General features: G+C 70.8%; 21 protein-coding genes and 1 other RNA gene. 11 read left to right on the forward strand and 11 right to left on the reverse strand.

Going from position 1 to position 24,486, the window contains the following annotated elements; all coding sequences use genetic code 11:
• Positions 1-74 precede the first annotated feature (74 nt).
• On the forward strand, positions 75-605 hold the full coding sequence (gene smpB, locus AIF0345_RS06485; RefSeq protein WP_043564731.1) for an SsrA-binding protein SmpB: 531 nt from the start codon (positions 75-77) through the stop codon (positions 603-605).
• 65 nt (positions 606-670) lie between these two features.
• On the opposite strand, the gene AIF0345_RS06490 is transcribed toward smpB, so the two are convergent.
• From AIF0345_RS06490 to AIF0345_RS06505, 4 genes are all read right to left on the reverse strand, one after another.
• On the reverse strand, positions 671-1,114 hold the full coding sequence (locus AIF0345_RS06490) for an RpiB/LacA/LacB family sugar-phosphate isomerase (protein ID WP_043564733.1): 444 nt from the start codon (positions 1,112-1,114) through the stop codon (positions 671-673).
• A 24-nt stretch (positions 1,115-1,138) separates the two neighbouring features.
• Positions 1,139-2,164, reverse strand: a complete 1,026-nt coding sequence (pdxA, locus tag AIF0345_RS06495; RefSeq protein ID WP_268918557.1) for a 4-hydroxythreonine-4-phosphate dehydrogenase PdxA — start codon at positions 2,162-2,164, stop codon at positions 1,139-1,141.
• Positions 2,161-3,522, reverse strand: a complete 1,362-nt coding sequence (locus tag AIF0345_RS06500) for a four-carbon acid sugar kinase family protein (protein ID WP_268918556.1) — start codon at positions 3,520-3,522, stop codon at positions 2,161-2,163. The genes pdxA and AIF0345_RS06500 overlap by 4 nt, the downstream gene beginning before the upstream one ends.
• 76 nt (positions 3,523-3,598) lie before the next feature.
• Entirely contained in the window at positions 3,599-4,945 is a 1,347-nt protein-coding gene (locus tag AIF0345_RS06505; RefSeq protein WP_273166536.1) for an MFS transporter, read from the reverse strand.
• Between the two features lie 126 nt (positions 4,946-5,071).
• Between AIF0345_RS06505 and AIF0345_RS06510 the strand changes: the two genes are divergently transcribed.
• A complete protein-coding gene (locus AIF0345_RS06510) occupies positions 5,072-6,061 on the forward strand; it encodes a sugar-binding transcriptional regulator (protein ID WP_285297707.1) in 990 nt (329 codons plus the stop codon).
• A 56-nt stretch (positions 6,062-6,117) separates the two neighbouring features.
• On the opposite strand, the gene AIF0345_RS06515 is transcribed toward AIF0345_RS06510, so the two are convergent.
• Complete coding sequence (locus AIF0345_RS06515; RefSeq protein ID WP_268918553.1) at positions 6,118-6,861, reverse strand: triose-phosphate isomerase family protein; 744 nt, start codon at positions 6,859-6,861, stop codon at positions 6,118-6,120.
• A gap of 70 nt (positions 6,862-6,931) precedes the next feature.
• The gene (locus AIF0345_RS06520; protein WP_273166533.1) at positions 6,932-8,656 is read right to left on the reverse strand and encodes a dihydroxyacetone kinase family protein; all 1,725 of its coding nucleotides are present in this window, start codon (positions 8,654-8,656) and stop codon (positions 6,932-6,934) included.
• A 123-nt stretch (positions 8,657-8,779) separates the two neighbouring features.
• Between AIF0345_RS06520 and AIF0345_RS06525 the strand changes: the two genes are divergently transcribed.
• A complete protein-coding gene (locus AIF0345_RS06525; RefSeq protein ID WP_229118640.1) occupies positions 8,780-9,514 on the forward strand; it encodes a GntR family transcriptional regulator in 735 nt (244 codons plus the stop codon).
• Between the two features lie 44 nt (positions 9,515-9,558).
• On the opposite strand, the gene AIF0345_RS06530 is transcribed toward AIF0345_RS06525, so the two are convergent.
• The 3 genes from AIF0345_RS06530 to AIF0345_RS06540 are packed head-to-tail and all read right to left on the reverse strand — an operon-like array spanning position 9,559 to position 12,729.
• Entirely contained in the window at positions 9,559-10,344 is a 786-nt protein-coding gene (locus AIF0345_RS06530; protein ID WP_285297708.1) for an SDR family NAD(P)-dependent oxidoreductase, read from the reverse strand.
• Positions 10,345-10,395: 51 nt separating this feature from the next.
• Positions 10,396-11,799, reverse strand: a complete 1,404-nt coding sequence (locus AIF0345_RS06535) for an MFS transporter (RefSeq protein WP_285297709.1) — start codon at positions 11,797-11,799, stop codon at positions 10,396-10,398.
• Between the two features lie 12 nt (positions 11,800-11,811).
• Positions 11,812-12,729: a sugar phosphate isomerase/epimerase family protein gene (locus tag AIF0345_RS06540; RefSeq protein WP_043564749.1), complete on the reverse strand. Its 918-nt coding sequence runs from the start codon at positions 12,727-12,729 to the stop codon at positions 11,812-11,814.
• A 286-nt stretch (positions 12,730-13,015) separates the two neighbouring features.
• On the opposite strand from AIF0345_RS06540, the gene ssrA reads away from it, so the two are divergent.
• Positions 13,016-13,386, forward strand: a transfer-messenger RNA (tmRNA) gene (gene ssrA / locus AIF0345_RS06545).
• On the opposite strand, the gene AIF0345_RS06550 is transcribed toward ssrA, so the two are convergent.
• The gene (locus AIF0345_RS06550) at positions 13,384-14,658 is read right to left on the reverse strand and encodes a cysteine desulfurase family protein (RefSeq protein WP_285297710.1); all 1,275 of its coding nucleotides are present in this window, start codon (positions 14,656-14,658) and stop codon (positions 13,384-13,386) included. The genes ssrA and AIF0345_RS06550 overlap by 3 nt on opposite strands.
• A gap of 130 nt (positions 14,659-14,788) precedes the next feature.
• On the opposite strand from AIF0345_RS06550, the gene AIF0345_RS06555 reads away from it, so the two are divergent.
• From AIF0345_RS06555 to AIF0345_RS06585, 7 genes are all read left to right on the forward strand, one after another.
• Positions 14,789-15,745 carry a sugar-binding transcriptional regulator gene (locus tag AIF0345_RS06555; protein WP_268918549.1) on the forward strand — a complete coding sequence of 319 codons (957 nt, stop codon included), beginning with the start codon at positions 14,789-14,791 and terminating at the stop codon, positions 15,743-15,745.
• A gap of 218 nt (positions 15,746-15,963) precedes the next feature.
• A complete protein-coding gene (deoC, locus tag AIF0345_RS06560) occupies positions 15,964-16,623 on the forward strand; it encodes a deoxyribose-phosphate aldolase (protein WP_043564752.1) in 660 nt (219 codons plus the stop codon).
• A complete protein-coding gene (fucP, locus tag AIF0345_RS06565) occupies positions 16,620-17,990 on the forward strand; it encodes an L-fucose:H+ symporter permease (protein WP_043564754.1) in 1,371 nt (456 codons plus the stop codon). The genes deoC and fucP overlap by 4 nt, the downstream gene beginning before the upstream one ends.
• Positions 17,991-18,001: 11 nt before the next feature.
• Positions 18,002-19,042, forward strand: a complete 1,041-nt coding sequence (locus tag AIF0345_RS06570; protein ID WP_285297711.1) for an aldose 1-epimerase family protein — start codon at positions 18,002-18,004, stop codon at positions 19,040-19,042.
• Positions 19,043-19,045: 3 nt separating this feature from the next.
• Positions 19,046-19,981: a ribokinase gene (gene rbsK, locus AIF0345_RS06575; protein WP_285297712.1), complete on the forward strand. Its 936-nt coding sequence runs from the start codon at positions 19,046-19,048 to the stop codon at positions 19,979-19,981.
• 55 nt (positions 19,982-20,036) lie between these two features.
• Positions 20,037-21,185 carry an NAD(+) diphosphatase gene (gene nudC, locus AIF0345_RS06580; protein WP_285297713.1) on the forward strand — a complete coding sequence of 383 codons (1,149 nt, stop codon included), beginning with the start codon at positions 20,037-20,039 and terminating at the stop codon, positions 21,183-21,185.
• Positions 21,186-21,264: 79 nt separating this feature from the next.
• The gene (locus AIF0345_RS06585; protein WP_285297714.1) at positions 21,265-23,463 is read left to right on the forward strand and encodes an ATP-dependent DNA helicase UvrD2; all 2,199 of its coding nucleotides are present in this window, start codon (positions 21,265-21,267) and stop codon (positions 23,461-23,463) included.
• On the opposite strand, the gene AIF0345_RS06590 is transcribed toward AIF0345_RS06585, so the two are convergent.
• Positions 23,354-24,448 (reverse strand): thiamine biosynthesis protein ThiF, encoded by a 1,095-nt coding sequence (locus AIF0345_RS06590; RefSeq protein WP_285297715.1) that lies wholly within the window; start codon positions 24,446-24,448, stop codon positions 23,354-23,356. The two genes, AIF0345_RS06585 and AIF0345_RS06590, sit on opposite strands and share 110 nt — an antisense overlap.
• Positions 24,449-24,486 lie beyond the last annotated feature (38 nt).

The raw sequence follows: 24,486 nt of genomic DNA on the forward strand, positions 1-24,486 counted from the left end.
GCCGGCCGCGTAGGCTGGGGCATCGCGCCCGCCGGCCTGGTGACGCGCTCAGCACCGACCGGAAGGGGACTCTCATGGCCAGGAAGCCCGAGGCGCGCAAGAAGCCCACGCCGGGTCAGCGCGCCAAGGCCGCCTCCGACGCCCACAAGACGATCGCCCGCAACAAGAAGGCGACTCACGACTACTTCGTCGAGGACCGCTACGAGGCGGGGCTCGTGCTGACGGGCACCGAGGTCAAGGCACTGCGGATGGGGCGGGCCTCCCTGACGGAGGCGTGGATCGAGATCGATCGTCGCGGCGAGGCCTGGCTCCAGGGGGCGCACATCCCCGAGTACCTCCAGGGCACGTGGAACAACCACGCCCCGCGCCGCAAGCGCAAGCTGCTGCTCCACCGGACCCAGCTCGACAGGCTCGCTCAGAGGGTCCGGGCCAAGGGCTACACGATCGTGCCCCTGGAGCTGTACTTCGTCGGCGGGCGGGCCAAGCTCGAGATCGCCCTGGCCCGGGGGAAGCAGGACTGGGACAAGCGCCAGGCTCTGCGGGAGGCCCAGGACAGGCGCGACGCCGCGCGCGCCATGGCGGCCGCCAACCGGCGTCGAGGCTGAGGCGGGCGCCGCCCTCGGCCTGCTTCGCGGCCTCCTCCGCCGCGGGCCGGGAGCCCTCGGGGCCCTCAGCCGTGCGCCGTGCTCTCGTACTCGCGGATGCGGTCGACCTTGGGGCCGGAGCGGCTGCCGGGATCGAAGGTGTTGGCGAGGTACTCGCGCAGGCACAGCTTGGCGGTCTCCGCTCCCAGGACCAGGGAGCCCATGGCGATGATGTTGGCGTTGTTGGACAAGGTGGCGCGCTGGGCCTGGTAGACGTCGGCCACGCAGGCGCAGTAGGCGCCGGGGACCTTGTTGGCGGCGATGGACACCCCGATGCCGGTTCCGCACACGAGGACGCCGCGGTCTGCCCTGCCGACGGCGACGTCGGAGGCCACGGCAATGGCGACGTTGGCGTAGATGGGGTCATCCGAGGGGTAGTCGACGACCTCGTGACCCAGGTTCTGGGCCTCCCGGATGAGGACGGTCTTGAGCTCCTGGGCGTTGGGGTCGCATCCGAAGGCGAGCTTCACGGTTGTGTCTTCCTTTCCTGACGGTCAGCTGATGGTCTCGTGGTCGAGCCTGCGCTGCGCGAACTCGGCGGCGACGCGGGTGGACTCGATCAGGCTCGCGCCCCGGGCGATGCCCTTGCCCGCGATGTCGAAGGCGGTGCCGTGGTCGACGGAGGCCCGGATGAAGGGGAGGCCGAGCGTGAGGGTGACGGCCTTCTCGAAGTCGAGGGTCTTGCAGGCGATGTGCCCCTGGTCGTGGTACATGGACAGGATGCAGTCGTGGTGGCCGTCGAGGTTGAAGGCGAAGATGGCGTCGGCGGACTCGGGGCCGATGGCGTTGATCCCCAGGGCCCGGGCGTCCTCAACAGCGGGGCGGATGTGCTCGATCTCCTCGGTGCCGAACATGCCCCCCTCCCCGACGTGGGGGTTGAGGGCGGCGACGCCGATGGAGGGGTGGTCGAAGCCGAGCCTGGTGAACTCGGTGTGGATGTTCCTGAGGTAGTCCAGGATCCGCTCGCGGTTGGCCAGGTCGCAGGCCCGGCGCAGTGAGACGTGCCGGCTGACGAAGAACACGCGCAGCCTGTGGACGTTGAACATGGTCAGGGCGTAGGGGGAGCCGGTCAGGGCCTGGTAGATCTCCGTGTGACCGACGTACGGCACGCCGGCCTCGGCCAGGGCGGCCTTGTTGATGGGGGTGGTCGAGACGGCGTCGATGCGGCCGGCGACGCCCAGCTCGATGGACCTCTCCAGGTAGGAGTATGCGCGCAGGGCCGCGTCCTTCTGGATCCTGCCGTACTCGATGACGGCGTCGTCGGCGACGCCGGTCGTCATCAGGTCGATGGTGCCCGGACGGTGAAGGGCCTGCTCGGGCTCGGTGATGATGTTGACCTCGGGCGCCGGGACGCCCATGGTGCGGGCGGCGGCCTCGAGACTGTCCGGGTGCCCGATGACGAAGGGGTCGCAGACATCGTGGATCAGGGGGCTGGCCATGGCCTGGATGACGGTCTCAGGGCCGATGCCTGCCGGGTCGCCCAGGGTGATCGCCATCTTTGGCTTGCGGGTGCTGGTCATTGGGTGATCTTCCTTTCGTCGAAGAGGCGGTTGACGGAGAGGATGGCGGTGTCGGTGGAGCCGGTGAGCCCGCCCTTGCAGACGATGGGGACGCCGTCGTAGGGGCCGCCGCTGATGCGGCCCTGGTCGATCTGGGGAATGACGTAGTCGACCAGGGTGATGCCCTTGGCTCCCAGGGTCAGGCAGGAGTTGATCATGACGTCGCCCCCGGTGAGGTAGAGGCCCGCGCACGCCTCGGGCCCGATCATGTCGGCAACCAGGCGCGCCAGGATGCCGAAGCGGATGGTCAGGAGCGTAGACGCCTGCTGCCCGCTCTGCCCGCTGGCGCGCTCCATGTCCTCGATGGAGGCGCGCACCCCGGTCAGGACCGTCTCCAGGGCGAGCACGAGCACACGCGGGCGGCCCCGGCCCAGGATCTCATTGACCTGGAAGGCGACGCGGGAGCACTCGGCGTCGAACACCTCGCGCGGACCGAGCAGGTCCAGGACCCTGGCCCCGACCGCGCAGGTGCCCTCCACGCCCCGCAGGGCCCGGACCTGGTCGTGGGTGACCGTGGTGGCGCTGCCGGCAACGACCATGACGGTGCCCGCGTCGTCGGGCAGGGACCGGCTGCGCAGGCCCCTGTCGGCCACGGCGGTCGGGGTGATCAGACCCGAGCGGACGGCGAGGCGGACGGTGAAGGGGCCCGGGTCCACGCAGACTGTCCTCCAGCCCAGTGACACCACGGCCCGGGCGACCTGGTCGACGTCGTCGGTGGTGACGGCGTCGACGACGAACACCCTGCACCCCGCCGTCCGCCCCCTGGCCAGCTCGCCGGCGACCCGCTCGTGGCCGGCCAGGACATGGCCCAGGTCGATGTGCTCGACCGGGAGGGAGAACTGCTCGGCGAACAGGGTGGGCAGGTGGGACTGGCGCACGGGGGTGCGCACGTCCTGGGCCACCGCGGTGCGCGAGAGCAGCTCGGAGTCGATCAGCGAGTAGCCGCCCACGACGATCCGTTTGGACTGGGGCATCGCCGGGACGATCACTGCGACGTGGTCCTCTCCCAGGGCGGTGAGCATCCCCTCGACCTCCGGGCCGATCCCGCCGCGGCAGGTCGTGTCAATGCGCTTGGAGAACTGACGGGCGTCCAGGCGCATGAGCGACCGCGTGGCGCGCCGGACCCGCCCGAAGGCGACCTCGGGCTCCATGGGACGCGAGTCGGTGCTGGTGATGAGCACATCCTCGTCCCCCCGGATGTCCTCCTCCAGGGTGCGGTGGTTGAAGTAGACGCTCGCCTCCACGCCCTCCCGGGCGATGAGCGCGCCTACCGTCGTGGCTCCGGTGACGTCGTCGGCGACGATCCCGAGCGTGGTCATTATCGATTCCCTTTCCTTTTCCTTCTTCTCTCTTGCTGCTGCTCCGTTTTCCGCGGCCTCGTCGCAGTGCGCGGGCTCACGCCTGAGCGACCGCCCCCTCGGCGCGGGGGCGCACCTCGGTGATGGAGAACATGAGGAGGAACGCCGCCACGAGAACCGCGACGAAGTAGGAGAAGGCGACGGTGTAGCTGCTGGTCGCGTCCAGGAGGGCGCCCACGATCATGGGGGCGAAGAACCCTCCCAGGTTGCCGCCGGAGTTGATGATCGAGATCGCGAAGGGGTAGGTGTGCGTCGTGGTGGCGTTCATGCCGTAGGAGGTGAAGGTCGACCATCCCAGGTTCAGGCAGAATCCGGTCAGGAACAGGCAGGTGGCCAGCAGGACGGTGTTCTGCGGGACCACCAGCACAGTGGCCATGAGGATGGCCGTGCCCAGGGCGGTGATCATCATGGTCGGCTTGCGGCGCGAGCGGAAGATGTAGTCGGAGACCCAGCCGCCGATCAGGGCGCCGACCATGCCGCCTATGAACGGCGTGGCGGACATGAGCCCCATGTTCAGGACGTCGTAGCCGCGGGCCTCCTTGAGGTAGGAGGGGATCCATGTGATCATCCCGTACAGGACGTTGTTCATGAAGAAGTAGCCCAGGGTGACACCCCAGATGTTCCACGAGCCCAGGACCTTCCTGTTGGTGTCCAGGGACGGCAGCGTGCGCAGCCGGATGACGTGGTCGATCCAGCCCATGTCGCCGAACGGGCGCTCCCTGCGACCGGCGGGGGCGGAGGAGGTGATGTGCTCCAGCTCGGCGGCGTTGGTGAAGCGGCTCTGCGAGGGGTGGGAGCGCACGAGGAGGAAGAAGGCCAGGGCCAGGACGACGCCGGGCAGGGCGAACCAGTGGAAGACGGCCCGCCACCCGGCGGCCTCGGCGATCAGGACCGCGATCATGGGGACGATCATCGGCGCCAGCTGGGTGGAGGCGATGTAGACGCCGGTCGCCGTGCCCTTCTCGCTGCGGGGGAACCAGGTGTTGATCGTCGTGGTCATGCCCACCGGCGTCGCCCCCTCGCACAGGCCCAGCAGCAGCCGCAGGACGATCAGCATGACGGCCGTGGTGGTGAACCCCATGGCGAAGGTCACCAGCGAGAACAGCAGGATGGCCACCGACACGATCGTGCGGGTCCCCCACTTCTCCATGAGCAGGCCGGCCGGGATCTGCGAGATCGCGTAGCCCAGGAAGAAGAAGCTCGAGATAGCGCCCGAGGCGAAGTGGGAGATGCGGAACTCGTCCTTGAGGTAGGGCAGGACCGCGCCGACGTTGGACCGGTCGGCCATGCACACCACGTACCCGACGAAGATGATCGCCAGGACGACCCACCGGTAGGAGGTGGGGCGCTGCGCCGACGCAGCGCGCTGAGGTGACTGAGACATTCGTGAACTCCTTTGTCAACGAGTGCTCCGAAGAACATGCATGCATCATTTTTGCACCTACTGCCCATCCTGACGGTATTATGAAGCCAAAGTTGAGAAATTGTGTCATTTGTGTGAGGTGGATCGATGGGGTACCGGACGTTGAGTCCGCGTGAGAGGGCGCGGCTGGCCGACGCGGCGCAGATGTACTGGGTGGAGGGGCAGAAGGTCGAGGCCGTCGCCCGGGCCCTGGACGTGTCCCGCTCCACGGTCTCGCGGATGCTCGCCCGCGCCCGCCGGGAGCGCATTATCGAGTTCACCGTGCACCGCCACGAGGACTCCACCGTCGCCCTGCGGCGCGAGCTGGCGGCGCGCTACGGCGTCGGCGCGGCCGTCCCGCCGGTGGAGGGGGGCGCCCCGGCCGCGGTGCGCCGCCACGCCGTGGGCGAGGAGGCGGCCGCCTGGCTGGCGGGCACCGTGTCCCCCGGTACCGTCATCACCGTCTCCTGGGGCCTGACCGTGGAGGCGATGTCGGCCTGTCTGCGGCGCAGGAGAAGCGCGGGCGTCCACGTCGTCCAGCTGCACGGCTCGGGCAATGTGGCCAGCATCGGGGAGAACTACGCCGGAGAGGTCCTGGGGCGCTTCGGGGCCGCCTTCGACGCACGCGTCCACCTCCTGCCCGTCCCCGCCGTCTTCGACTCCGAGCGCGCCCGGGACGTCATGTGGGCCGAGCGCAGCGTGCGGGAGGTCATCGCCCTGCGCGACCGCTCCGACGTCCTGGTCACCTCCATCGGCACCTCGAACGGCGAGACTCCCAGCCGCCTGTACAGCTCGGGCTACATCACCCAGAAGGACCTGGACGCCCTCGAGGCCCAGCACGTGGTCGGCAACCTCGGCTCGACGTTCTTCCGCGCCGACGGCACCGCCGACCGCATCGCCCTCAACAGGCGCACCACCGGCATGTCCCTGGACCAGATCCGCCGCATCCCGCGCAGGCTCCTGGTGGTGGCGGACCCCGGGAAGGCCGCCGCCCTTCATGCCGCCCTCGCCGCCGGCCTGGCCACGCACGTCGTCGTCGACCCCGACACCGCGCACGAGCTGCTCGGCCAGGGCGCGCCCTCCGAGAGGCCGCGCTGATCAGCGGGGCCGCCGGGGCGGACGGGACCTGCGCAGGACAGCCCGTCCACGAGGCCTCAGGGCAGGGCGGCGGCCTCCTCCACGACGGCGGCCAGGGCGGCGGGGTCGTGCGCGAAACGGCCCAGGAAGACCCCGTCCACCGCCGGAGCGAGGCGGGTGAGCAGACCCGGGCCCGCTGAGCCGCCGTAGAGGAGGCGGGCCCTGGGCGCCAGTCCTGCGAGCCGCTCCCGGACGGCGGTGCACACGGCCCGGACCTCGTCGGCTGGGGCGGGCGCGGGGGCGCCGATGGCCCAGTAGGGCTCGTAGCCGATCCACAGGTCCTGGTCGGGTACCTGCGCCCCCAGGGCGGAGCGGATCTGCTCCACGACCGTGGCGGCCGCCGCTTCGGGGGCCGTGCGCTCGGGCTCGCCCACGCAGAGCATGGGGATCAGGCCGTTGCGCAGAGCCGCCCGGGTCTTGGCCGACACGACCGCCTCGTCCTCCCGGTACAGGGTGCGGCGCTCGAAGTGGCCGACCTCGACGGTGCGCACCCCCAGCTCCGCCAGGTCCGCCCCGGAGACCTCGCCGGTGCAGGCGCCCCGGTCGGCGGCGGCCAGGTCCTGGGCTCCCAGGAGCACGTCCGTGCCCTGCAGGGTCCTGGAGGCGGCGTCCAGGGTCAGGAAGTCGGTGTAGACCGCCAGCGTCACCGCTCCCGAGACCACGGCCCCGGAGCCGGCGGCGATTCGGGCGACCCGGTCCACGTAGTCCAGGGTGCGCTGTCGTTCGAAGTACATCTTGAGGCTCACGGCCACAACAGTCATGACGTTCTCATCTCTTCAGAGGCTCTTGTCGGGCGGGGGCGCTCGGGCCGACGGCGCCGCGGCCGCCGGGTCAGTCCCGGGCGGCGAGGCGGTCGGCGACGGCCTCCATGAGGAGCGCGAAGGAGACTGCTCCCGGATCGGGATGCCCCAGGGAGGCCTCGCCGTGGGTGCGCGCTCTGCCCTTCCTGGCCACGAGGTCGGCGGTGCGCGCGGCGTGGGCGGCGGCCGTGCCGGCTGCGGCCTGCCAGGCGGTGGCCAGGGGAGCGCCCAGGACGGCGTGGTCGGCGAGCTCGTCGGCGAAGGGTCGTGTGGCATCGACCATGGTCTTGTCCCCGGGCCTGGCGGTTCCCACCGTCTCGAAGGCCCTGGCGGCGGCGACCCCAGCCCGGATGAGGGCGTCGTCGTCGGCGGCCTCCTGGTCGCTGAGGGCCTGGCCGAAGGCGGTCAGGGCCTTGCCCCAGGCGGCGCCGGAGGTGCCTCCGGCGCCCTCGGCCCAGGCCGCACCGGCCTGAGAGAACAGCGTCGCCATCCCCACCCCGGCGTCGAGGGCCTCATGGGCGGCCCTGGCGGCGGCGGTGGCGCCCAGGACCATGCCCTGGCCGTGGTCGCCGTCGCCGGCGATCGAGTCGAGCCTGCCCAGCTCGTCCTCCTTGGCCTCCGCGGTGGCGGCCATCACGTCCAGGAGCGTCGCCGCCATCGCGGCCTGCCGGGCGGAGTCGGGGGAGCCGGCCGGCAGGCCCGCGGACGCCTCGGCGGCCACGACCCGTGTCCGGGCGCGGGGGTCTGCGGGCAGGGTCCCGGTCTTGAAGGCGGGGGAGTCGGCCGCGGCGAGCCACAGGGCCTCCAGGTCCTCGTCGAGGAACATCAGGGACAGGGAGGCCCCCGCCATGTCCAGGCTGGTGACCTGCTCGCCGACCACGGGGGCCACGATGCCCAGGCCGCGGGCCTCCAGCAGCCGGCTGACACTGGCGTACAGGACGAAGAGCTCCTCGTACTTGGTGGCGCCCAGACCGTTGAGCAGCACGGCCACACGGCCCGTGTAGCCCCCGCCCCGGACCGGCTCCTCGGCCAGGAGCCGGTCCACGAGGAGCTCGGCGATCTCGTGGGCCGTGGTCATCTCGTGGGAGGAGATGCCCGGCTCGCCGTGGATCCCCAGGCCCAGGGCGTAGGTCCCCTCGGGGACGGTGAACAGCGGCTCGGCCGCCCCCGGCAGGGTGCAGCCGGTGAAGGCCACGCCCAGAGAGCGGGACGCCTCATTGGCCCTGCGCGCCGCGGCCTCCACCGCGTCCAGGTCCCGCCCGGCCGCAGCCGCCGCACAGGCCGCCTTCACCACGAACAGGTCTCCGGCGATACCGCGGCGGTCGTCGTGGTGCTCGACCGTGTTGGAGGCGACGTCGTCCGAGACCGTGACGATCCGCGTGTCCAGGCCGGAGGCGATCAGCGCGTCGCGGGCCATCCCGAAGTGCAGGACGTCGCCGGCGTAGTTGCCGAACAGGAGCAGGCAGCCGCCGCCGTTGTCGGCCGCACGCACCACCGACTCCACCTGGGAGGCCGAGGGGGAGGCGAAGATGTTCCCGCACACCGCTCCGTGGGCCATACCGGGCCCCACCCATCCGGCGAAAGCCGGGTAGTGCCCCGAGCCTCCTCCCACGACCACGCTCACCTCGCCGTGCGGGCTGGTCGTCGTGCGCACCACGCCGCCGTGCACGGGCTGCATGTACGTCCTGTTCGCCGCGACCATCCCCTTGAGGGACTCGGCGGGGAACTGCCTGGGGTCATTGATGAGATGTGTCATTGCGATGTCCTGTCGTGCGCGAGTGAGGCGGGGGCTGCGGATCTGTGACCCGCAGCATAGTGCTTGTCGTGGTGACCACGGGTTCCGATGAGTGCTTGAGTTGTGACGCAGTAAAGTGGGAGAGTGAGACAATCGCTCGCCAGCATTATGTCCAGCCTCGGGCCGATCGCCGCCAGAGGCCTTGGCGACGACGTCCATGATGCTCTTCTTGCGATGCTCACCAGCGGGCGGCTCGAGCCCGACGCGCCGCTGGGGATCGATCGTCTGGCGCACGACCTCGGCGTCTCGCCGACCCCGGTGAGGGAGGCGCTGGCGCGGCTCGAGCACACCGGGCTGGTCGTCAGGAGGGCCAACCGCGGCTACCGGGTCGCCCCGCCGATGTCCTCGGAGCAGGTGGCCGAGCTCGTCGATGCGCGAGTGGTCCTGGAGTGCGCTGCGGTTGAGAGGGCCATGAAGGACCTTCCCTCCCTTGTCCGTGATCTCCGTGCGGCGCTGCGCGAGCACGAGGCCGCTGCCGAGCGGGTCGTGGCCGACGTGAATCTTGACGACATCTCGACGGTTCAAGACTATTTCGTTAAGGACTGGGCATTTCACCAGGTGATTCTCGATCACTCCGGGAATCACTACATCAGCCGTGCGGTCAACGAGCTCGGCTTCTCCGCGCACAGGATGCGACAGACTCTCGGGGCGAGGGCCACCGACGCCACGGTCGCCGTCTCCGAGCACCGGAGCGTGCTCAGGGGCATTGAGACCGGGGAGGTGTCCGAGGGGCTCGCCGCCATGCGCGAGCACCTGCACCAGGTGGCAGTGAGGTCGTCCCCCTCCGCCGCGGCCTCGGACGCCCCGGGGAGGGACTAGCCGGTGCGGGCCGATCCGCCGGAGCGGCCCGCACCGGGCGCCCGTCAGTGCATGTGCTTTCCGCCGTCGACGTTGATGGAGACTCCGTTGACGAAGGAGGCCGCCGGCGACAGGAGGAATGAGACCACGGCGGCGACCTCCTCGGGCTGCCCGACCCGGCCGACCGGGATGTTGGAGGACATCTGCATCTTGCGCTCCTCGGTGAGTCTGCCGCCCATGATGTCGGTGTCGATCGGTCCGGGCAGCAGGCAGTTGGTGTTGATGCCGTACTGACCCAGCTCGCGCGCGCCCCCCTTGGTGATCCCCTGGACTCCCGCCTTGGCGGCCGCGTAGGCGAACTTGGAGAAGGTGCCGCCGCCGTCCAGGGCGGTGATGGAGGAGAAGTTGACAATGCGTCCGATGCCGTGCCTCTTCATCTGCTGGGCGCCGTACTTCATCATGAGCATGGTGCCGCGGCAGTTGACGGCCAGGACGCGGTCGAAGACCTCGGTGGCCATCTCCTCCAGGGGGGTCGGGCAGGCGATGCCGGCGATGTTCGCGAGGCCGACGACCGGGGGCATCTCGGCCTCGATGGTGGCGAACGCGTCCCGGACCCGGGCCTCGTCGGAGATGTCGAGGGCCAGGGCGAGCGTCTTGACGTCGGGATACTCCTGAGCGAGCTCGGCGCCGAACCCGAGGACCTCCTCGGAGACATCGACTGCCACGACGTTCCAGCCCTCGCCGGCGAGCCTCCTGGCGGTGACTCGCGCGATCCCGCGAGGGGCCCCGCAGCCGCTGACGACGGCGGTGTGCCGCTCGGGAAAGACGGGTGTGGTGTACTCAATCATCATGACTCCTTTGCAATGATCTGCGTGTATGCGGATGTCGCGGTTCCGGTGGGCTCACGCGTCCTGCGCCTGCAGCGCGAGGGACGCCTTCTCCTCCTCGGACTGGGGGAAGAGCCTGAGGCCGACAATGAGGAGGAGGCCGATGAATCCAGCCAGCCCCAGGACGATGAGGCCGGCGGCCTCATTGGGGGCCTCGGGTGAGCCCCATGCGCTTTGCGCCGCCCAGGTGCGCAGGTTGGGGGCCAGCCATCCACCGAGGTTGCCCAGGGCGTTGATGAGGCCGGTGGCGCCGGCGAGGGCGGCCCCGCTGAGGTAGCGGGTGGGAAGCTGCCAGAAGATCGGCTGGGCGGAGACGAAGCCGATCGCGGCAACGCTCAGCAGGACCAGGGCCGGTACGGGAGCACGGAGGAAGAACGCGGAGCCGAGGATGCCCGCTCCGGAGAACAGGAGCGTCATGGCGGCCAGGGCGTGCGGGGACCTGCCGCGATTGGCCAGGCGGCTGATCACAATGACTCCGACAAGCGCCGCCGTCCACGGAATGGCGGTGACCAGGGACGCCTCGAGGCCGGCCTTCTGCCCGGTCATAGTGGTGACCTGCTTGGGAAGAAAGAACGTCAGTCCGTAGACGGAGGCCTGGATGCACAGGTAGATGAGGCAGAAGTAGAGGATGCGGGGGTCCAGGAGGGCCTGTCTCCAGGTCAGGGGCTTGGCCTGCTCCTTGGCCGCCTCCTCGATCTCGATCTGACGGGACAGGTGGCTGCGCTCGTCCGGGGTGAGCCACGCGGCGTGGATCGGCCGGTCGATGAGGATGAAGGGGCAGATGAGCCCCACGACGACGGCCAGCGCGCCCTCGACGAGGAACATCCAGTGGATTCCGTCCATGCCCAGGATCCCGTCGAGCTCGAGCAGACCGCCGGACAGGGGGTTGCCGAAGATGTTGGCGATCGGCAGGCCGATGTAGAACAGGCCGGTCGCCCACGAGCGCCGGGCGGCGGGGTACCAGTAGGTCAGGTAGAGCATGGCTCCGGGGAAGAAGCCGGCCTCTGTCACGCCGAGCAGGAACCGCAGGGCGTAGAAGCTCACGGGCCCCTGGACGAACATGAAGCATGCCGCGACGATACCCCAGCTGATCATGATGCGGGTCATCCACCAGCGGGCGCCGACCCTGTGCATAATCAGGTTGGAGGGAACCTCGAACACCGCGTACCCGATGAAGAACAGGGTCGCGCCGAAAGCGTACGCCGCCGTCGAGATCCCGTAGCTCGTCTCCCACTTCTCCTGCGCCCAGCCCAGGTTGGTCCGGTCCACGAAGGCGATGACGTACATCAGCAGCAGGAACGGGATAATGTGCCTGGTGACCTTCTTGAGCGCCGATTCGACGACCGCCGCCTCCGGCGTCGTCGGCGGCTTCTCGCCCTGAGCAATCATGGTGACCTCCTTGTCAATGATGTGCTGCAAACCTGTGTCTCCTCACCGCAGGGCGGCCCTGAGCACCTGGCGGATGTACCGTGCGTTCTCGGCGCCGACACCGAGCCAGTCCGATCCGTAGTGCTCGGTCATGAAGGGGCCGCTGTATCCCATCCGCAACGCCGTGCGAATGACCTCGCGGTAGTTGATCGTCCCGGTCTGGAGCGGCGCCGGCGTCGACATGTATGAGCCGGTTGCGGGATCCTCATCGCGGATGTAGTTCTTAATGTGCCAGTAGTTGGCGTACGGCAGGACCGTGTTGTACATGTCCGTGTACTTGGGCATCGGCCGGTGCAGGCGGAAGAGATTGCCGATGTCGGGGTTGATGCCCACGGCGGGGTGGTCGACGTCCTTGTAGAAGGACACGGCGTCCTCGGGGGTTCCGACGAAGGTGTCCTCATAGATCTCCAGGCTGATCTGGAGGCCCAGGCGCTGGGCGTGGTCCGCGAGGTCGCGAACCCGCTCGATCGCCAGGTCGCGCAGGGACCAGTCGTCGTGGTGGCCCTCGGCCAGCCAGAACCACAGGGCGTCCTTCTGGGCCTGGGTGAGGGCCTGCTGGAATCCGATATTGACCACGGTGGCTCCGAGCTCGGCGGCGCGGTCGATCGTCCGGTGGATCGTCTGCAGGTTCCGCTCCCCGTGCTCGACGTCGACAACGCTGTTGCGCCCGATCGAGATCGCGGCGGTGCGAAGACCTGTATCGGCCAGGAGCTCCGTGTAGGTCCGGAGCTGCTCATCGGTCAGGCCGGCCATCGGAAGCCAGTCGTCCATCGGGTCGATGCAGGTGAACCCGAGCTCGGCCATCTGCAGCAGCTGGTCGTACCAGACCTTCGGGCCGGCCTCGATGATCGGCGTGCCGTCCTCTGCGGTGGGGCCGAAGTTCGCCTTGCAGGCGATGGGCCATTCATCTGCGGTGTACACGAGGTGTGCTCCTCACTCGGCTGCGCGTCATTGCGTACTATCAGCATAGATCCTATACGATCTACGACATGTCGCATCTGGATGATGAGGTGTGTCACTTTTTGCGTCGGGTCGTGCGTCCGGAGGTGAGCCGTGCCGCGGTCGCGACCGGTGCGCGCAGCCGCCCGCGCACCGGAGTCGGGTGTGACGCAGTCGACTGAACGCGGATCGGTGTGGGACTGGTAGGCTTTCCCCGCTCTAGCGAGCACGTTCCGGCGGTCTTCACGCCGCCGGTGACAACTTCACAGGGGATGATCGGTTTCGACGACGGTCGTGGGTTCAGGAGAAGCGGGTCGAGGATGCACAGTCATCTCGTCAACGCTCTGTGCGAACCAATAGGTGCCGATAACACTCGCACCGACTTCGCCCTCGCCGCCTGAGCGAGCTCCGAAGTCCGTCAGCCCGGGGAGCGCTTCCGCCCCGGTTCCTGGCGTCATCCAGGGAGCCACTGCCGGGGTCCCTCGTCATCGGGGATCGCGGGACTTCTAGATGACTGAGCCCGTCGGCGCCCTTGTTCGCGTGAGGCGCCGGGGCTGAGAAAAGCACCAGCGAACTGCACCCGGAGAAGTCCTGTTGCACCACCGTCGGACCGGGGTTCGATTCCCCGCATCTCCACTATCCCGCGCGGTTCCAGCGGAAACCCCCGGCACGGGGGCGGGCGTGGAACGCACGTGCCCTGCGCGCGGTCTCAAGGGCCGCAGGCAGGGCGGCGAGCAGCCGCTCGACGTCGGCAATGACGGTCGCCCCTCCCATGGAGCAGCGCAGCGTTGAGCGCGCCGGGCCCTCCTCAAGGCCCATGGCCAGCAGCACGTGGCTGGGCCGGGCGACCCCGGCGTGACAGGCGGAGCCCGCCGAGGCGTCAATGCCGGCCGTGTCGAGGGCCATGAGCAGCGCCTCGGCATCGCAGTCCTCGAACCACAGATGCGCCGTGGACGCCACGTGCGCAGCGCCCTCGGGAAGCGTCGCGTGCGCGCCCGGCAGCGCCGTCGCCCCCTCCAGCAGCCGCCCGCGCAGCACCTCCAGCCTGGCGGACTCCTCGGCCCGCTCGGCCACCGCCAGCTCGACGGCCAGCGCCAGGGCTCGGGCGCCGACAACGTCCTGGGTGCCCGAGCGCAGCCCCCGCTCCTGGCGCCCGCCACCGGTCGGGGCCACCAGCGTCAGGTCGCGCCTGGCCACGAGCGCCCCGGTGCCGACGGGCGCCCCGATCTTGTGGCCGGTGATCGTCATGGCGTCCAGCCCCCAGTCGCGGAAGCGCACCGGCACCCTGCCCAGGGCGGCCACGGCGTCGGAGTGGACCGGCACATAGCCGGGCTCCGTGGGGCGCCAGGCCCCGCTCGCCTCGCGGACCGCCTCGACGAGAGCGGCCATGTCCTGGACGACGCCGGTCTCGTTGTTGGCCGTCATTATGCTCACCAGCGCGGTCCGCGGCCCCACGACCGCCGCGCGCAGGTCGGCCCGATCGGCCAGGCCGGCGTCGTCGACCCCGATCACGACGTGCTCGGCCCCCAGATGGGCCGCCGCGGTGCGCGCCGAGTCCAGCACCGCCGGGTGCTCAATGGGGGAGGTGACCACTCGGGGTCCGTCCGTTCCCGCGACCCGCGCCGCCAGAACCCGGCCGGCCACCACCAGGGCGTCGGCCTGCGTGCCCCCGCTGGTGAATAGCACCTCGTGGGGGTCGACCTCCAGCGCCGCCGCCAGGCGGGCTCGGGCCTGGGCCAGCATCGCCCCGGCGCGCCGTCCCGAGGCGTGCTGGGCGGCCGGGTTGGCCCACCCTCCCAGGCGCCCGCGCAGGTCCGCCGCCACCTGCTCGGCGACCTCTGGGCGCACGGGCGCGGTCGCGGCGTGGTCGAGGTAGACCCGGGAGGCTGGGGAGGTGTTCGTGCGTCTCACCCGCCCACTGTAGAAGAGGGCTCTGAGCATCAGCGGAGCTCGCTGAGAAGCGGCTACCATCCATCCGGTTCCGGTAGGACGGCGACAAGCGGCGTCTGGGCTCGATCGACGGTGAGACGAGGAGGACGACATGGGCGAGGAGGCTGTGAACCTGACGCGCAAGGACATCCTGTCCCTGGACGCGGCTCACCTGTACTACAAGGGGATGACCCAGGCGCAGGTCGCCGAGCGCCTGCACGTGTCCCGGCCCACCGTCTCCAAGCTCCTGTCCCACGCCGAGCGCAGAGGCTTCGTGCATATTGAGATCGTCGATCCCAGGGAGCACGATGAGCACCTCATCGCCTCTCTGCAGCAGCGCTACGCCCTCGACGAGCTTCGGCTCGTCTCGCCGCACCCCGTGACGGCGGGCCTCGCATCCGCTCTCGGCGCGCAGGCCGCGCCCCTGATCGGCGCCCTGATCCGCGACTGCGACCGGATCGCCGTCACCGACTCGCCGGTCATGGCCGACATCGTGCGCTGCCTCGACATTATGCCGCTGTACGGGGTCGAGGTGGTCCGGATGAGCCGGGGCCTGACGGAGCACGCCTCGGGGCGGTCGGGCGATGCCTCTGTTCGCCGTCTGGCCCTTGCCCTGCGGGCTCACCTGCACACCTGTGACGCTCCGCTGGTCGTGGAGTCGGTTCCCCGGGCGAACCAGCTGCGGAGCCGCTCGGATGTGCGCAGAAACCTGGACCTTGCCCGGACCGCGAGGATCGTCGTCTTCTCCGTCGAGGGACCCCGTGCGCTCCTGGGGATGGTGGGCGATCTGGGCTTGAGCGACACCGACCAGCGCGTGCTGCGAGAGCGCGCCGTCGGCGAGATCTGCTCGCGGGTCGTGGACGCCGAGGGATGCGTGTGCCTTCCCGATCTCAACAATCGGACCCTGGGGCTGTCTCTCACCGAGCTCCGCCACGTCGAGCAGAAGGTGCTCGTCGCCGGTGGAACCGCCTGCGCGCCCGCCGTCCGGGCGGCGCTCGAAAGCGGCTACGCCAACCGTCTCGTGACGGACGTCGGCACGGCGCGCTGGCTGCTCGGCGCGTCCGGCTGACCCGCGCCCGGGGCGGCGCGGCACGAAGGTGCCGTTGCGGCACGGATGGTCGATTCTTGCCCGGCAGAACCAGCCATGACGTCTATTTATCGGCGTGATGACGGAGAATCCGCTGCATTCGACCTTTGCTGGTCCGGCCTTCCCGGTGCGCCTGACGATCGCTACCTTTCGTGCCGTCGGACGACGCTGTCCGAATCAGCGCAGACAAAGGAGTTCTCGTGACATCAGTCTCCCACCTCATCGACCACACGCTTCTCGCACCGGATGCGCGTACCGCAGATATCGATCGCCTGTGCCGGGAAGCGGTGGAGATCGGCGCCGCCAGCGTGTGCGTCAACCCCGTCCACGTGGCCCGCTGCGCGGAGAGCCTCAGGGAGGAGGACGTCAAGGTCTGCGCCGTCATCGCTTTCCCCTTCGGCGCCTCTCTGAGCGGGACGAAGGCCTGCGAGACCCGGGCGGCCGTACGTGACGGCGCTCAGGAGGTCGACATGGTCCTCAATCTCGGCGCGGCCAAGGACGGCGAGTGGGACGTCGTCGGCGAGGATGTGCGCGCCGTCGTCGAGGCGGCCGGCCCGGGCACCGTCGTCAAGGTCATTCTGGAGACCTGCCTGCTCACCGACGACGAGATCGTCCTGGCCTGTCAGAGCGCCCGCGACGCCGGCGCCCACTTCGTCAAGACCTCCACCGGGTACTCCACGCACGGAGCCACCGTCCACGCCGTCGCCCTCATGCGCCGGACCGTGGGCGAGTCCATGGGAATCAAGGCCTCGGGCGGAATCCGCACCCCGGAGGATCTCGCGGCGATGGTCGAGGCGGGAGCCACCCGCATCGGCGCGTCCACGGGCCGCGCCCTGCTCGACGAGGAGGCCCGGGCATGACTGCCGCACCCCGCCTCGAGCCCCGGAGCCTCGGGGTCATCAAGGACCCCTCGCACCAGCTGAGCGACGGCTACCTCGACCGCACGCCGATTCTGCAGTACATCCTGCTGTCGATCTGCTTCCCGCTGTGGGGGGCGGCCGCCAGCCTCAACGACATCCTCATCACCCAGTTCAAGTCCGTCTTCACCCTGTCCGACTTCGCCTCGGCATTCGTTCAGTCAGCCTTCTACGGCGGCTACTTCCTGCTGGCCGTCCCCGCCTCCCGCGTCATTCGCCGCTGGACGTACAAGACCGGCATTCTCGTCGGACTCAGCTTCTACATCGTGGGCTGCACGATGTTCTTCCCCGCGTCGCACGTGGCGACATACTCGGTGTTCCTCGCAGCCCTGTTCGCCATTGCCGTGGGACTGTCCTTCCTCGAGACATCCTGCAACACCTACTCCTCGATGATCGGGCCCAAGCGTCTGGCCACGCTGCGACTCAACATTTCGCAGACCTTCTACCCGCTGGGCTCGATCTTCGGGATCCTGCTGGGCAAGTACCTCGTCTTCACGGAGGGGGAGGCGATCCACAAGCAGATGGAGGCGGTCTCCGGCGCCGAGCGGCAGGCGCTGGCCAACGAGCTTCTCCAGCGCACGCTCGGACCCTACCGATTCATCATTATGGTCCTGGCCGCCATGCTCCTGCTCGTGGCGATCACCCGGTTCCCGTACTGCAAGCCGCTGCGCGACGGCGTGCGCGAGTCCCGCGCGACGGTCGGCGAGACCCTGCGCTACCTGGCGGGGAACAGAAGGTTCAGGCTGGGGATCGTCACCCAGTTCCTCTACGTGGGCATGCAGACCGCCGTGTGGTCCTTCACCATCCGCCTCGCCCTGACCCTCGACACCTCGCTCAACGAGCGCAGCGCCTCGAACTACATGGTGGCCGCATTCATCGCCTTCTTCCTCGGGAAGCTCATCGCCAACCTGCTCATGTCCCGTCTCAACGAGGACCTGGTCCTCGTCGCCTACTCCGTACTCGGCGTGGCGGCCCTCGCCTACGTCGTCACGGTGCCCAATATGACCGCGGTCTACGCGGCGATCCTGACCTCGGGCCTGTTCGGCCCGTGCTGGGCGACGATCTACGCCCGCACCCTGGACTCCATCACGGACAAGCATCACACCGAGACCGGAGGCGCCGTGATCGTCATGTCGATCATCGGGGGTGCGGTCGTCCCGGTCATTCAGGGCCTCGTGTCGGACTCGACGGGCTCAATGCAGGTCTCCTTCGCCGTCAACATCGTGTGCTTCGGCGCCGTCCTGCTCTACTTCCTCACCTCCTACCGCCGTCGCCGCTCCGTCGCCATCACCGCGGACGACGCCTCCTGAAAGGACCTGTCATGACCGATGAGACCACCGTTGTTCCTCTGCAGCGCAGCCTGTTCACGGCCGACCCCTCCCACCCGCAGGCACTGCTCTCCCACGGCGAGCTGACTGCCGCCGCCGCTCGCTATCCCAGCGGCGTGGAGACCCTCGTGATGACCAGCTCACGGGTGCGCCTCGAGATTCTGCCGTTCATGGGGCAGATCCTCTGGGACGCCGTCGTCGACGGCGTCAGCCTGCGGATGGACAACATGTTCCGCCAGCCGCTGCCCGCCAAGGAGATCACGCAGACCTACGGGTGCTTCGCCTTCCACTCGGGCCTGCTGTCCGCGGGCTGCCCGGCGCCCGAGGACACCCACCCCCTTCACGGCGAGCTCTCCTGCGCGCCCATGGACGCCGCGCGTCTCGAGGTGGGCGAGGACGGCATCCGGCTCGTATCCACCTACGAGTACGTCATGGGCTTCGGCCATCACTACCGGGCCGAGCCCTCGGTGGCCCTGCGCGCCGGAGCGAGCACCTTCGACATCGATCTGTCGGTGACCAACCTGTCCGCATACGCGCCGATGCCCCTGCAGTACATGTGCCACATGAACTACGCCTTTGTCCCGAACGGGCGCATGAGACAGAACCTGCCCGCGGGAGCCTTCGCCCTGCGCCGCACCGTCCCCGCCCATGTCACCCCCACGCCGCGCTGGCAGACCCTCAACGACGAGATTCTCGCCGGACACATTGATGTGGACAGCCTTGAGATGGCCACCGAGTTCGACCCGGAGATCGTCTACTTCGCCGACGATCTGCCGCGCTACGGCCGGGACCTCGAGTTCACGCTGGGCGCCCCGGACGGCCCCGCCTTCATCACCCGCTTCTCCGCGGCGGACTTCCCGGTCGCCACCCGATGGATCCTGCACAATGCGGACCAGAGGGTCGCCGCCTTCGTCCTGCCGGGAACCTCCAGACCGGAGGGCCGTCTCGCCGCGCAGAAGGCAGGAACCCTGATCGAGCTCGAGGCCGGGCGCAGCCGCCGCTTCCACGTCACCACCGGCATCAAGGAGTCATGAACCATGCGAAGGCAGCCTGAGATCGCCGTCATCGGGTCGAACATGGTCGACCTGATCACCTACATCCGCCGGATGCCCCAGGAGGGCGAGACCCTCGAGGCGCCCGATTTCGCAATGGGCTGCGGGGGCAAGGGCGCCAACCAGGCGGTCGCCGCGGCCCGGCTCGGTTCCGAGGTGCTCATGGTCACCCGCGTCGGCAATGACGTCTTCGCGGCGAACACCATCGAGAACTTCGCCCGCAACGGCATCAACACCACCTATGTCATGTCCACCGAGGCCACCAGCGGCGTCGCCCCGATCTTCGTCGACGAGGAGTCCAGGAACTCGATCCTCATCGTCAAGGGGGCAAACGGGTTCCTCACGCCCGAGGACGTGGCCGCGGCCGAGAAGGATATTGCCCGCTGCCGACTCATTGTGCTTCAGCTCGAGATCCCCCTGGAGACCGTCTACGCCGCGGTCGAGCTCGGACGGCGCCTCGGGGTGCCGGTTCTGCTCAACCCGGCACCCGCCCAGCCCGACCTCGTCCTGGAACGGGTCAAGGGGTGCGACTACCTTGTCCCCAACGAGTCCGAGCTCTCCCTGCTCACCGGCATGCCCGTCGATACGCTCGACGACATCCGCAAGGCTGCGGGCGTGCTCCTGCGCGCCGGAGTGCGCCACGTCATTGTGACGCTGGGCGCGCGCGGGGCGCTGTGGCTGACCGAGGGCCGCGAGCATCTCATCGACGGCATCGAGGTCGACGCCCTGGACACCACCGGCGCGGGGGACGCCTTCATCGGCTGCTTCAGCCACACGCTGGTCCAGACCGGGGACGTGCTCACCGCCCTGAGACGGGCCAACCGCTACTCGGCCGACTCCGTGACCAGGAGGGGGACGCAGACCTCCTACGCCACCGCTGAGAGCTTCGCCCTCCTGCTGGAGGACACCGACGCGGGCTGACGGGCCGCGCCGTCCGCCGGCGTCGCGCGTCGCCCGGGGCGCCTAGGCTGGCGCCATGAGCCCGTCGCGAACCCGGTCTCCCAGCGCCGCCTCTCCGCCCGGGAAGGGCGGAGAGGACGCCTACGGCCGCCGCTCCCTGTCCCGCTCCACCACCGACCGCGATGCCGCGCGTCGCGCCGAGCCGGGCCTGCTCGCCGACCTCGCCGCCGACCCCGCCACCCGCCTGCTGCTCGTGGATGCGCGCGGGCGCGTCGCCCTGGACGTGCCCGCCGTGCACCCCGACCTGCCCGAGGACGGGCTGACCCCGCCCGCGCCCTCGGGCCGCGACCGCGCCGTGTGGGATGCGGGCAGCCGCGCCGTGCAGCCTCCCCGCCTGGCCCCGCTGAGCGCCGCGGACCTCGGAGGCGGGGCCCCGAGAGCCCTGGCCGGCCTGACGACCATCTACCTCGGCCGCGAGAACGGCACCGGCACCGGCGACGCCGCCGGGCCCTCCTGGCTGGCCGTCGTCGTCCCCGACGCGCCAGCGGGCCCGGCCGACGCAGAAGGCGCCGACCAGGCCCACCGGGAGGTGACCGGCCTCCTGGCGCGCCACCCACTGTCCGCCCTGCGCGCCGTCGGCCACGCCCTGAGCGCCCACGACGCCGGGCTGGCCACGCCCGCCGTCGCCCTGGCCGCCTGGCACGCCCGGGCTCGCTTCTGCACCGCCTGCGGCGGGCGCACCACCGCCGACCAGGCCGGGTGGGTGCGCCGCTGCACCGCCTGCGGCGCCCTCGACTTCCCGCGCGCGGACCCGGCCGTGATCATGGCCGTCACCGACGACGCCGACCGCATCGTCCTGGTCCACGGCGCCCGCTGGGCCCCCGGGCGCTACTCCACGGTCGCCGGGTACGTGGAGGCGGGGGAGTCCGGCGAGGCCGCGGTCGTGCGCGAGGTCGCCGAGGAGACCGGGCTGCGCGTGGCCTCGGTCGAGCTCGTCGCCTCCCAGCCCTGGCCCTTCCCGCGCTCCCTCATGCTCGGCTACCGGGCCCGCCTGGCGCCGGGCGAGCGCCCGGCGCGCCCCGACGGCCAGGAGGTCACCGACGTCGTCGTGCTCTCGCGCTCCGAGCTGGAGGCCGCCCTGGCCGCCGGCGCCGTGGTCCTGCCCGGGCCCACCTCGATCGCCCGCATGCTCATCGAGGACTGGTACGGCGGACCGATCCGGTGAGACCCGGCGGCTCTCCGCGGTCGGTGAGCGCTCCCGCGACACCTGTACCTGTCGGCGGCTCGTGGCAGGCTGAGCCGTGATGAGTGAGCACGCACCGCGCCCCGCCGCCAGCACCCGACCGGACTCCCGCCCGCCCGGGGCCCTGCCCGGCCCCGCCGCGCTGCTCGACGCCCTGGACCCCGACCAGCGCCAGGTCGCCGAGCACCTCGAGGGGGCCCTGTGCGTGCTGGCCGGCGCCGGCACCGGCAAGACCCGCGCCATCACCTACCGCATCGCCCACGGGGTCGCCGTCGGCGCCTACCAGCCGACCCAGGTCCTGGCCGTCACCTTCACGGCCCGCGCCGCCGGGGAGATGCGCTCGCGCCTGGCCGACCTGGGCGTCAACGGCACCCAGGCCCGCACCTTCCACTCCGCCGCCCTGCGCCAGCTCACCTACTTCTGGCCCACCGCGATCGGCGGTCGCCGCCCCGAGATCGAGAAGTTCAAGGGCCGTCTCGTCGGCACGGCCGCCCACCGACTCGGCCTGTCCGCCGACCGCGCCCTCATCCGCGACCTGTCGGCCGAGGTCGAGTGGGCCAAGGTCACCATGACCCTGCCCGAGGACTACGCCCAGCGCGCCGCGGCCCTGCGCCGCGAGCCGCCGGGAGGCCTGGAGCCCGCCACGGTCGCCCAGGTGCTGGCCGCCTACGAGGAGGCCAAGACCGAGCGCGGGGTCATCGACTTCGAGGACGTCCTGCTCCTCATGGTCGGCATCCTCCTGGACCGCGAGGACATCGCCGACCAGGTGCGCGGCCAGTACAAGCACTTCGTCGTCGACGAGTACCAGGACGTCTCCCCGCTCCAGCAGCGCCTGCTGGACCTGTGGCTGGGGCGGCGCCGCCAGCTGTGCGTCGTGGGGGACGTCTCCCAGACCATCTACTCCTTCACCGGCGCCACCCCCGACTTCCTGACCGGCTTCACCGCCCGGTACGCCGGCGCCCGCACGGTCAGGCTGAGCCGCGACTACCGCTCCACCCCGCAGGTCGTCTCCCTGGCCAACCGGGTCCTGTCGCGCTCGCGGCGCGGGGGAGGGGCCCCGGCCCTGCCCGCCGGCGCCGTCGAGCTCGTCGCCCAGCGCCCCAGCGGGCCCGCCGTGCGCTTCGAGGCCTACGACGACGACGTCGCCGAGGCCGCGGGAGTGGTCGAGCACGTCGGCCGACTGCGGTCCAGCGGCGTGCCGCTCAGCGAGATCGCCGTCCTGTACCGCACCAACTCCCAGTCCGAGGTGATCGAGCAGGCCCTGTCCGGGGCAGGAATCGGCTACCTGGTGCGCGGCGGGGAGCGCTTCTTCGAGCGCGACGAGGTCAAGCGCGCCATGGTCATTCTGCGCGCCGCCGCCCGCACCGAGCGGGCGGACCTGACCGGCGACGTCGGCGCCGACACCCGCATGGTGCTCGGCCGGGAGGGCTGGAGCGAGCGGCCCCCGGCCCCCCGCGGCGCCGTGCGCGAGCGATGGGACTCCCTGAACGCCATCGTCGAGCTGGCCGACGAGCTCGGCTCCAGGCGGGGAGCCGACCTGGACGGGCTGGTCGCCGAGCTCGGCGAGCGCGCCGCCGCCCAGAACGCGCCGACGGTCGAGGGCGTCACCCTGTCCTCCCTGCACGCCGCCAAGGGCCTGGAGTGGGACGCCGTCGTGCTCGTGGGCGCCAGCGAGGGGCTGCTGCCGATCTCCCTGGCCGAGGGCCCGGCCGCGGTCGAGGAGGAGCGGCGGCTGCTGTACGTGGGCGTGACCCGCGCCCGCGAGCACCTGGTCATCTCCTACGCCCGGGCGCGCAACGCCGGTGGGCGCGCCTCGCGCAAGCCCTCGCGCTTCCTGGACGGGATCTGGCCCACCGGAGGGGGGCCGGCCCCGCAGCGCGGCCGGTCCGCGTCCTCGCGGTCCTCGCGGTCCTCGCGGTCCTCGCAGTCCCCCAAGGAGCGCGCCAGGCGGGCCGCGGCCGAGTTCGAGGCGGACAATGACCCGGCCACCATCGCCCTGTTCGAGGCGCTGCGGGCCTGGCGGGCCGGGGTCGCCAAGGAGCGCTCCAGGCCCGCCTACACGGTCTTCGCCGACACGACCCTGCGCTCCATCGCGGTGGTCAAGCCCGGTACCCTGCCCCAGCTCTCCCTCATCCACGGAGTCGGCGCGGTCAAGCTCCAGGAGTACGGGGCGGACGTGCTCTACGTGGTCCGGGACTTCCAGGGCGGGGCGGCGGAGCCGGGCCGCCCTGGTCGGGGAGGTCCCGCGGGTCGAGGCTGAGCGCGGCGGCAGGCCCGCGACGCCCCTGCCGCCTGCTGTGCGCCTCGCGCGGTCCCGGACCGGCGGGCTCGGGCGAGGCCTCCAGCTCGACGCACAGGCACTCGGGATGGGGCGCCCAGAGCCGTTCCACGCCCACGGCCTCCAGCCCCGAGACCTCGACGCTGTGCCCGACCCACGGCCGCCGTCGACCCGCCAGCACGTCCGTGACCGCGCGCGCCGCCAGCGCCGCCGCCTGGTGCACCAGCAGCAGCTCGGTCGGCGGCGGGGCCAGAAGACGCAGCTGGGTGGCCACCGCCGGCCACTGCGGGTCCGCGTCGCGCTCCCACAGGTCCAGGCACGTGGCGCAGGGCGGGCGGCCCGGCGCCAGGAGCGGGCCCACGCGCACGCTCACCTCCCGCACGACCACCGGCAGGTGGGCGACCCCCGCCACGCTCAGGTCCTGCGCCCGCAACGGCTCGACGAGGTGCCCCTCGACGGTGACGACCAGGTGCGGGCGCGTCTCCAGGGGCGCGCGGGTGCGCACGGGCGGGACGAGGGCGCCCGCCCAGTCGCTCAGCTCCTCGTCCTCGGCCAGCAGCGTGCCCACGCCGGCCTCCGCCAGCAGGGACACGAGCTCGCGGGCGAGCCGGCAGCCGCCGATCACGCCCACGATGCCGTCGCGCAGCGCATGCGCGCGCGCCTGCGGGCTGTCGGCCAGGCGCTCCCAGTAGAGCGCGTCGCCGCTCGTCGGCGTCGGGGTGTCGCGGGTCAGGGCGCCGGCCTCGTCGAGGGCGGACAGGATCTGGCGAGCACGGGCGACCGGCACCTCGCTCCACCGCGCCACCTGGTAGACGTCTCCGGGCGACAGGTCGGGCGGCAGACGGTCGAGGAGCTGCTGCTCCTGCGGGCTCAGCCCGTCCAGGACGACGGCGTGGCCCGGCTCGGTGCCGATCTGCGACTGGCCGACGCGCCGCCACAGGATGGGGGACTGGCCTCTGAATCGCATGGGTTGCTCCAAACGGCGCCCGGTTCGCGAAAGAGGCA

Source organism: Actinomyces israelii (genome assembly GCF_030253495.1).
GTDB lineage: Bacteria > Actinomycetota > Actinomycetes > Actinomycetales > Actinomycetaceae > Actinomyces > Actinomyces israelii.